This window comes from Streptomyces sp. NPDC028289 (assembly GCF_055565975.1).
Genome location: NZ_JBVHTI010000001.1, coordinates 1,383,748 through 1,391,550 on the forward strand (window position 1 = coordinate 1,383,748; position 7,803 = coordinate 1,391,550).

At 72.6% G+C, this 7,803-nt stretch carries 4 protein-coding genes; all 4 read right to left on the reverse strand.

Features of this window, described 5'->3' with window-relative positions:
- Positions 1 to 14: 14 nt before the first annotated feature.
- Positions 15 to 1,925: an AMP-dependent synthetase/ligase gene (locus ACZ4UV_RS06090; RefSeq protein ID WP_467835978.1), complete on the reverse strand. Its 1,911-nt coding sequence runs from the start codon at positions 1,923 to 1,925 to the stop codon at positions 15 to 17.
- Positions 1,926 to 2,064: 139 nt separating this feature from the next.
- Positions 2,065 to 3,558 carry a vWA domain-containing protein gene (locus ACZ4UV_RS06095; protein ID WP_451016989.1) on the reverse strand — a complete coding sequence of 498 codons (1,494 nt, stop codon included), beginning with the start codon at positions 3,556 to 3,558 and terminating at the stop codon, positions 2,065 to 2,067.
- Between the two features lie 156 nt (positions 3,559 to 3,714).
- Positions 3,715 to 4,578: an ABC transporter permease gene (locus ACZ4UV_RS06100; RefSeq protein WP_467835980.1), complete on the reverse strand. Its 864-nt coding sequence runs from the start codon at positions 4,576 to 4,578 to the stop codon at positions 3,715 to 3,717.
- On the reverse strand, positions 4,575 to 7,223 hold the full coding sequence (locus tag ACZ4UV_RS06105) for a CocE/NonD family hydrolase (RefSeq protein ID WP_467835982.1): 2,649 nt from the start codon (positions 7,221 to 7,223) through the stop codon (positions 4,575 to 4,577). Before ACZ4UV_RS06105 ends, ACZ4UV_RS06100 begins: the two co-directional genes overlap by 4 nt.
- Positions 7,224 to 7,803: the final 580 nt, after the last annotated feature.

The window sequence follows — 7,803 nt, forward strand, 5'->3', positions numbered from 1 at the left end:
CCGCCGACTTGTGCTCACTTCCGGTACAGCGCCTCGATCTCGGCCGCGTACCGGGCCGTCACCGCGTGCCGCTTGACTTTCAGGGACGGCGTGAGCAGGCCGTTCTCCTCGTTGAACTCGCCCTCCACCAGGGCGAAGGCGCGGATCGACTCGGCGCGGGAGACGGCCAGGTTGGCGTGGTCGACCGCCTGCTGCACCTCGGCCCGCATCCGGTCGTCGCGCACCAGCTCGGCGAGCGGGGTGTCCGGCGGCAGTTTCCGTACGGACAGCCAGTGGGCGACCGCCTCGGGGTCCAGCGTGATCAGCGCGGCGACGAACGGCCGGCTGTCGCCGACCACCAGGCACTGGCCGACGGGTGACCGGCTGCGCAGCCGGTCCTCCAGGACGGCCGGGGAGACGTTCTTGCCGCCGGAGGTGACCAGGATGTCCTTCTTGCGGCCGGTGATGGTGAGATAGCCGTCCTCGTCGAGCGCGCCGAGGTCGCCGGTCTCGAACCAGCCGTCGTCCGGCAGCACTTCGGCGGTGGCGGCCGGGTTGTTCCAGTACGAGCCGAACACCACCGGGCCCTTGATCAGCACCTCGCCGTCCTCGGCGATCCGGACGGCCGTACCCGGGATCGGCTGCCCCACCGTGCCGGGGCGCGGCGCGAGCGGCGGCACGATCGTGGCGGCCGCGCTGGTCTCGGTCAGACCGTAGCCCTCGTAGACGACGATGCCGGCCGCGTGGAAGAACAGGTTCAGGTCGCGGTCGAGCGGTGAGCCGCCGCTGATGGCGTACCGCATCCGGCCGCCGAGTTCCCTGCGGATGCGGCGGTAGACCAGCAGGTCGTACAGCGCCCAGGCGGCGTACAGGCCGGGTCCGGGGCCTTTTCCCGTGCCGAGGAACTTGTCGAGATACGCCTCGGCGAACCGCACGCCGATCCGCTCCGCCCGGTCGAAGGAGGCGGCCCGGCCGATCTTCTCGGCGGTCGCCCGCCCGGTGTCGTGGATCTTCTCGAAGAGGTACGGCACCCCGACCAGGAACGTCGGCCGGAACTCCCGCAGCGCGGGCCGGAGTTCGTCCGGTTTCACGCTCGGGAAGTGGCCCATCTCGATCCGGCCCAGCAGGCAGGCGATCTGGAGCGTACGGCCCAGGATGTGGGCGAGCGGGAGGAACAGCAGGGTCGACGCGGTCCGGCCGGTGACCGCCTGGAAGACGGGGTGCAGCAGCTCGACCGTGTTGGCGGCCTCGGCGTGCAGGTTGGCGTGGGTGAGGACACAGCCCTTGGGGCGGCCGGTGGTGCCGGAGGTGTAGCAGACGGTGGCGACCGTGTCGGGGGTGAGGCCGCCACGGCGCTTGGTCACCTCCTCGTCCGGGATCTCCCGGCCGAGGAGGGTGAGGTCGGCGAGCGCGCCGCCGTCGAGTTCCCAGACGCGCGGGGGGCGGGGGTGGGAGGCCGTGCCGGTGGTGACGGTGGCGGTGTTCTGCGCGGTCTCGGTGACGACGTGGCGGGCGCCGGAGTCCCGGACGATCCACTCCACCTGGTCGGCGGAGGAGGTGGGGTAGACCGGGACGGTCACACCGCCGGCCGCCCAGACGGCGAAGTCGAGGACCGTCCACTCGTAGCGGGTGCGGGACATCACGGCGACGCGGTCGCCTGCGGCGAGGCCGGCGGCGATCAGGCCCTTTGCGGCGGAGGTCACCTGGGCGGCGAAGGCCTCTACGGTGACCGGGCCGTCGCTGCGGCGGATCGCCGTGGCGTGGGGGGCCTCCGCCGCGTTGGTGTGGGGGAGGTCGGCGAGGGAGCCCGTCGTGAGCGGGGCGGCGAGGGGCGGGCGGCGCGCCTCCCGCACGACCCCGGCCTCGTCCTTGATGACTTCGACCTTGCCGCGGTTGGCCAGGTCGGTTCGTCGACGTGCTCGTTTGAGGTCGCTGCGTACGCTCATGGGGCGTCAACTTACTCGGAAGTAAGGGGAGGTCAATGGGCTTCGGCGTAGGGGATGCGGTGGTGCGCCGGGTGCGGGTGCGTTGTGGCTGGCCGCGCAGTTCCTCCCCCAGCCTTCGGCCGGGGGACCCCCAGCGCCCCTAAAGGGGCGTTGCCTCGCCGATCGCCGTGGACAACTCGGCGACTTCCTTGTCTTCGGTCACCTCGGCCAGAGCGGCTGCCCGGGACCGGAGCTTCGTGAGGCTCGGTGCTCCCGGCATGTCGTACTCCCCGTCCGCCAGCGCGTCCGCGAAGTAGGCCGCCACTGCCGTCACCTGGAAGCGTGGGGAGGCCGACCAGACGTCGTCGTGGAGGGCGTTGGTCTCCATGGAGCCCGTGTTCTCGTGCGGTGAGCGGGTGTTGGGGTCCAGCCAGCGGACCGTGGCTGTCGCGAGGTGGCCGTCGGTGCCGGGGTTGGTGCGGACCGCGTAGAGGGCGGTGACCGTGTGGCCGGGGCCGATCTCGCCGCCGTCCACCTTGTCGTTGCGGAAGTCCTGGTCGGCGACCTTGCGGTCCTGGTAGCCGATCAGGTGGAACTCGGCGACGGTGTGCGGGTCGAAGGCCACCTGGGCCTTGGCGTCGCGGGCCACCAGGTCGATGTTCTGCGGGAGTTGACGGCAGAAGACGTCGGCGGCGGTCGCGGTGTCGGAGACGTACACCGTGTGGCCGTCGCCCTTGTCGGCCAGGCGTTCCATGAGCGCGTCGCCGTAGTCGCTGCCCACGCCGACGCCGAACAGGGTGATGCCGTACGCGCGGCGGTCGCCGTCGATGCGCTCGAGGATGGCGTTCGGGTCGGTCTCGCCGTCGTTGGCGAGGGCGTCGGAGATCAGGACGACACGGTTGGTGGCGTTCTTGCGCAGGCCCTCGACGGCGGTGGCGTAGCCGGTCTCGACGCCCTCGCCGAGGTTGGTGGAGGAGAGTGCCTCGAGGCCGTCGACCGCGTCGTGGATCTCGGCGCGGTGGCCGCCGAGGCGGGTCATCGGGAGGACCGTCTCGGCGTGTTCGCTGAAGGTGACGAGCGCGACCGAGTCGTCGTCGCGCAGCCGGTCGGTCATCGTGTCCAGGGACTTCTTGGCGAGGTCGAGGCGGCCCGGTTCGCCCATGGAGCCGGAGACGTCGACGACGAAGGTGAGGGCGGCCGGGGGGCGGGCGCCGGGATCGTCGGCGGCGGGGCGGGTGGCGAGGCCCACGCGGACCAGGGACCAGTTCGGCTTGCCGGTGCGGGCGCCGTCGACGGTGACCGTGAAGCCGTTGTGCTCGGGTGTGCGGTAGTCCTGGCGGAAGCTGTTGACGAATTCCTCGGGCCGGATGGTCGAGGGGTCGGGGCGGCCGCCGTCGGCGAGGGTGCGGCGGGCGTAGCCGTAGGAGGCGGTGTCGACGTCGAGGGCGAAGGTGGAGAGGTGGTCGGAGGGCGGGGCGGTCTCGTCGCCCTGGGCCGAGGTGGGGGCCGGGGCCGGGGCCCCGGTGGAGATCGGGTACTTCGGGCCGTTCGCGTGGTTCTCGTCCGCGCCGCAGGCGGTCAGCAGCAGCGCGCCCGCGGTGGTGATGGCGAGCAGTGCCGCGCACGTCTGTCGTCGGGTCCGGTGTCGGTTCATCGCTGTGCCCCCTGTGCCGGTCGGAGTCGACTTCCTGGCTTGTCGTCGACTGTGACGGCGCAGGGGGCCGGAACGTGCGCCCCAATGCGTTGCGGATGAATCTCGAAGAGGCCACGGACCAGCGGTTTCGAGGCCGGAGGGAGATCGTCCGGTGACCTAGGAGACGATGTCCTTGCGGGCGAAACCCCGGAAGGCCAGGGCGAACAGCACCAGGGCGTACGTTATCGAGACCGCCGTGCCCTGGATCATGCCGGACCACTCCAGGTGGGGTTGTACGGCGTCCGCCCAGGCGAACTGCCAGTGCGCGGGCAGGAAGTCACGCCAGTGGCCGAGGGCGGTGACCGCGTCCAGGACGTTGCCGACGATGGTCAGGCCGACCGCGCCGCCGACCGCGCCGAGGGGGGCGTCGGTCTTCGTGGAGAGCCAGAACGCGAGGCCCGCGGTGACCAGTTGGGACAGGAAGATGTACGCGACGACGATCGCGAGGCGCTGGGCGGCGGTGGTGGTGTCGAGTGAGCCGCCGGTCGGGATCTGGAGGGGCCCCCAGCCGTAGGCGGCCGTGCCGACGGCCAGGGCGACCAGCGGCAGCAGGATCATCGCGGCGAGGCTGAGGCCGAGCGCGACGACCAGCTTGGACGACAGCAGGCGGGCCCTCGGCACGGGTGCCGCGAGCAGGTAGCGCAGGGAGGACCAGCCGGCCTCCGAGGCGACCGTGTCCCCGCAGAACAGGGCGACCGGGATGACCAGCAGGAAGCCCGCGGACACGAACAGGTTGACCGCGGCGAAGTTGGCGCCGGACGCGGTGGCCGTGTCCAGCAGGGTGACCTGGCCGTTCTCCCTGCCCGGCCGGCCGCCGATGGCGAACGCGATCAGCAGCACGAAGGGCAGGACGGCCAGGATCGCGCCCATCACCAGGGTGCGGCGCCGCTTGAGCTGGCGGACCAGCTCGACGCGGAGCGGCAGGGTGCGGCCCGCCCGGTAGCCGGAGGCGACCGCGGCCTTCTCGGTGAGCGTGCTCACGCGGAACCTCCGATCAGGGTCAGGAAGGCGTCTTCCAGACGGCGGTGCGGGCCGACCGACGCCACCGGTACGTCGAGCCGGACGAGTTCGGCGACCAGGCGCGGGGCGCTGCCGCCGGGCTCCATGCGGACGAGCAGGCCGTCGTCCGTACCGGTCACGGAGGCCACGCCGGGCAGCGCGGCCACCTTCTCCACGACCGGCTCCTCCACGGGGGTGCCGGTGCCGACGAGGATGGTGTCGCCGGAGCCGACGATGTCGGCGACCGGTCCGGCCTGGACGAGCCGGCCGCGGTCCATCACCACGAGGTGGGTGCAGGACTGTTCGACCTCGGCGAGGAGATGGCTGGAGACGATCACCGTGCGGCCGGCGGCCGCGTAGCGGATCATCACCTCGCGCATCTCGCGGATCTGCGGCGGGTCGAGGCCGTTGGTGGGTTCGTCGAGGATGAGCAGGTCCGGCAGGCCGAGCATGGCCTGGGCGATGGCCAGGCGCTGGCGCATGCCCTGCGAGTACGTACGGACCGCGCGGGCCAGTGCGTCGCCGAGGCCGGCGATCTCCAGGGCCTCCTCGATGTGGGAATCCTCCGGCGGGCGCCCGGTGGCCTGCCAGTACAGCTCCAGGTTCTCCCGGCCGGACAGGTGCGGCAGGAAGCCGGCGCCCTCCACGAAGGCGCCGACCCGGGAGAGGACGGGGGCGCCGGGGCGGATGGCGTGACCGAAGACCCGGACCTCGCCGCCGTCCGGCTTGATCAGCCCCATCAGCATGCGCAGCGTGGTGGTCTTGCCCGCGCCGTTCGGGCCGAGGAGGCCCAGCACCTGGCCCTTCTCCACGCGGAAGGACAGCTCCCGGACCGCGTACCGGTCGGTCGAACCCGCGTAGCGCTTGCTCAGGTCCGTTATCTGAAGCGGGACTTCGGCGAGCGCCGGGGCGGGGGCCGGGCCGGCGGTGCGGCGGCGGCCGGTGAGCAGCAGGGCCAGGGCGGCCACCGCGCCGGCCAGCGGCAGCCACCACACCCAGGCGGGCAGCGGTGCGGCGGCCGTGTCCACCCGGGGTGCCGTCGGCACGCTCAGGGGGCTCTTGAGGGAGACGGTGTAGGTGGCCGGGGCGGTCGGGGAGGCGTAGCCGAGGTCGGTGGAGGCGAGGACCAGGCGCAGCCGGTGGCCCTTCTGCACCTCGTGGTCGATGGCCGGGAGGGTGATGGTGACGTCCTTGGCGGCCTTGGCGCCCTCGACGCGGACCGGGGCGACCAGCTGGGAGGGCAGCACCTGCTGGGTGCCGTCCGGGCCGACGTCGTACACCTTGCCGAAGAGCACGGCGTCGTCGCTGGTGGAGGTGAGGTGGACGGTGGCCGTGGGGGTGCCGGTGATCTGCACGGTGTCGGTCATCGGGGCCGAGTCGAAGCGGGCGTACTGGCCCGGGAAGTCGAGGGAGATGCCGACGCCGAGGGAGGAGAGCTGGGCGAGGCCGCCGGAGCCGCCGAGGCCGGGCAGCGCGGAGACGCCGGGCGGGCTGGCGCCGGCCGGGTTGGCGACGCGCTGGGTGCCGCCCTTCAGGGTGATGTTCTTCCGGTCGCCTTCCAGGCCGGGGTAGCTGCCGGCGGTGGCGCCGCGCAGCTGGGCGGCGCCGTCGGTGGAGTCGACGCCGCCGGTGCGGGTGATCCGGAAGGCGGGCCCGGTGTCTGTTGCCTTGTCGCCCTTCAGGTACCGGTCGAACCACGACGTGACCCGGCCCTCGACACGGCTGGTCTCCAGGTCGCCGCCGTCGTGGCCGCCGGCGATCCAGTCGACGTCGACGGGGGCGCCGTTGGCCTTGATGGCCTTCGCCGCGGCGTCGGACTGGGAGAGCGTGAAGAGGGAGTCGGTCTGCCCCTGGAAGAGCAGCGTCGGCACCTTGATGCGGCTGCCGACGGCCGAAGGCGACCGCTCTTCCAGGAGCTTGACCGCGGCCGCGTCCGGCTTGCCCGACTCGGCGACCCGGTCGTACATCGCGCACAGCTCCGGCTGGAAGTTGGCGCAGCCGCCGCCGGTGTTGAAGAAGATCCCGGCCCAGAGCTTCTTGAAGACGCCGTTCGGGAACAGGGCGTCCGCGAGGTTCCAGTACGTGATGGAGGGGGCGATGGCGTCGACCCGTGGGTCGTAGGCAGCGGTGAGCAGGGAGATCGCGCCGCCGTACGACCCGCCCGCCATGCCGACGCGCGGGTCGCCGGTCTTGTCCAGCTGCACCTGCGGCTGCTTCGCCAGCCAGTCGATGAGCCTGGAGACGTCGGCGACCTCGCCCTTCGGGTCGTTGAGGCCGATCTTCCCGGTGGACCTGCCGAAGCCGCGGGCGGACCAGGTGAGGACCGCGTAGCCGTCGCGGGCGAGGTCCTCGGCCTCGGCGCGCATGTCGTTCTTGCTGCCGCCGAAGCCGTGGGCGAGGAGGACCGCGGGGCGTCGGCCGGTGCCGGACGTGGTGAAGAACGAGGTGTCGACACGCACCCCGTCCACTGCCATGACCTGGTCGGTCCGGTGCACCGGGGACGGGTCGTCGGAGGCGACGGCCGTCCACGTACCGGCGCCGACGAGCACGACGACGACGGCCGCGGCGGCCAGCAGCCGTCGCGGCCGCCCGAGCAGTGCTCGTAGGCCGGGGGGTCGAAGATCCATGCTTCAACGGTACGGGCCCGCACCGACATCCGATGCCGACGGTGGGCTGAACAGCGGGCCATCCCCGAGGAGTAGGGGCGGGTTGCCGTGTACTTCGAGTGCGGTACACCGGGTTGACACCGGGGCGCTTCCCTGCGGGTGCTCGCGCCGCCGAAAAGGGTTGCGCACCGTCGTGGCCGGTCGCGCAGTTCCTCCCCCAGCGCCCCTGAGGTCGGCCGCCCACCCCGGCGCTCACAACCCACCGCCGCTCCACCGGATCCCGCCGCACCCCAATCCCCCCGCAACGGCGATCAGCCACGACGGCGGAATCCGGCGGTACCGGACCGGCCGGTGATTCCCCGCGGGCCGGTGGGGGCCGATCGCGCAGTTCCCCGCGCCCCTGAAGTCGGCCACCCGCCCCGGCGCTCACAACCGGGCGCCACTCCACCCACCATCACCGCTCCCCCCGATCCGACCGCCCCGCCCAGTCCCGCCGCAACGGCGACCAGCCACGACGGCGGAATCCGGCGGTACCGGACCGGCCGGTGATTCCCCGCGGGCCGGTGGGGGCCGATCGCGCAGTTCCCCGCGCCCCTGAAGT

Coding starts and splice junctions, on each gene's coding strand:
- ACZ4UV_RS06090 (WP_467835978.1), bottom strand. CDS start 1,925: ATGAGCGTACGCAGCGACCTCAAACGAGCACGTCGACGAACCGACCTG.
- ACZ4UV_RS06095 (WP_451016989.1), bottom strand. CDS start 3,558: ATGAACCGACACCGGACCCGACGACAGACGTGCGCGGCACTGCTCGCC.
- ACZ4UV_RS06105 (WP_467835982.1), bottom strand. CDS start 7,223: ATGGATCTTCGACCCCCCGGCCTACGAGCACTGCTCGGGCGGCCGCGA.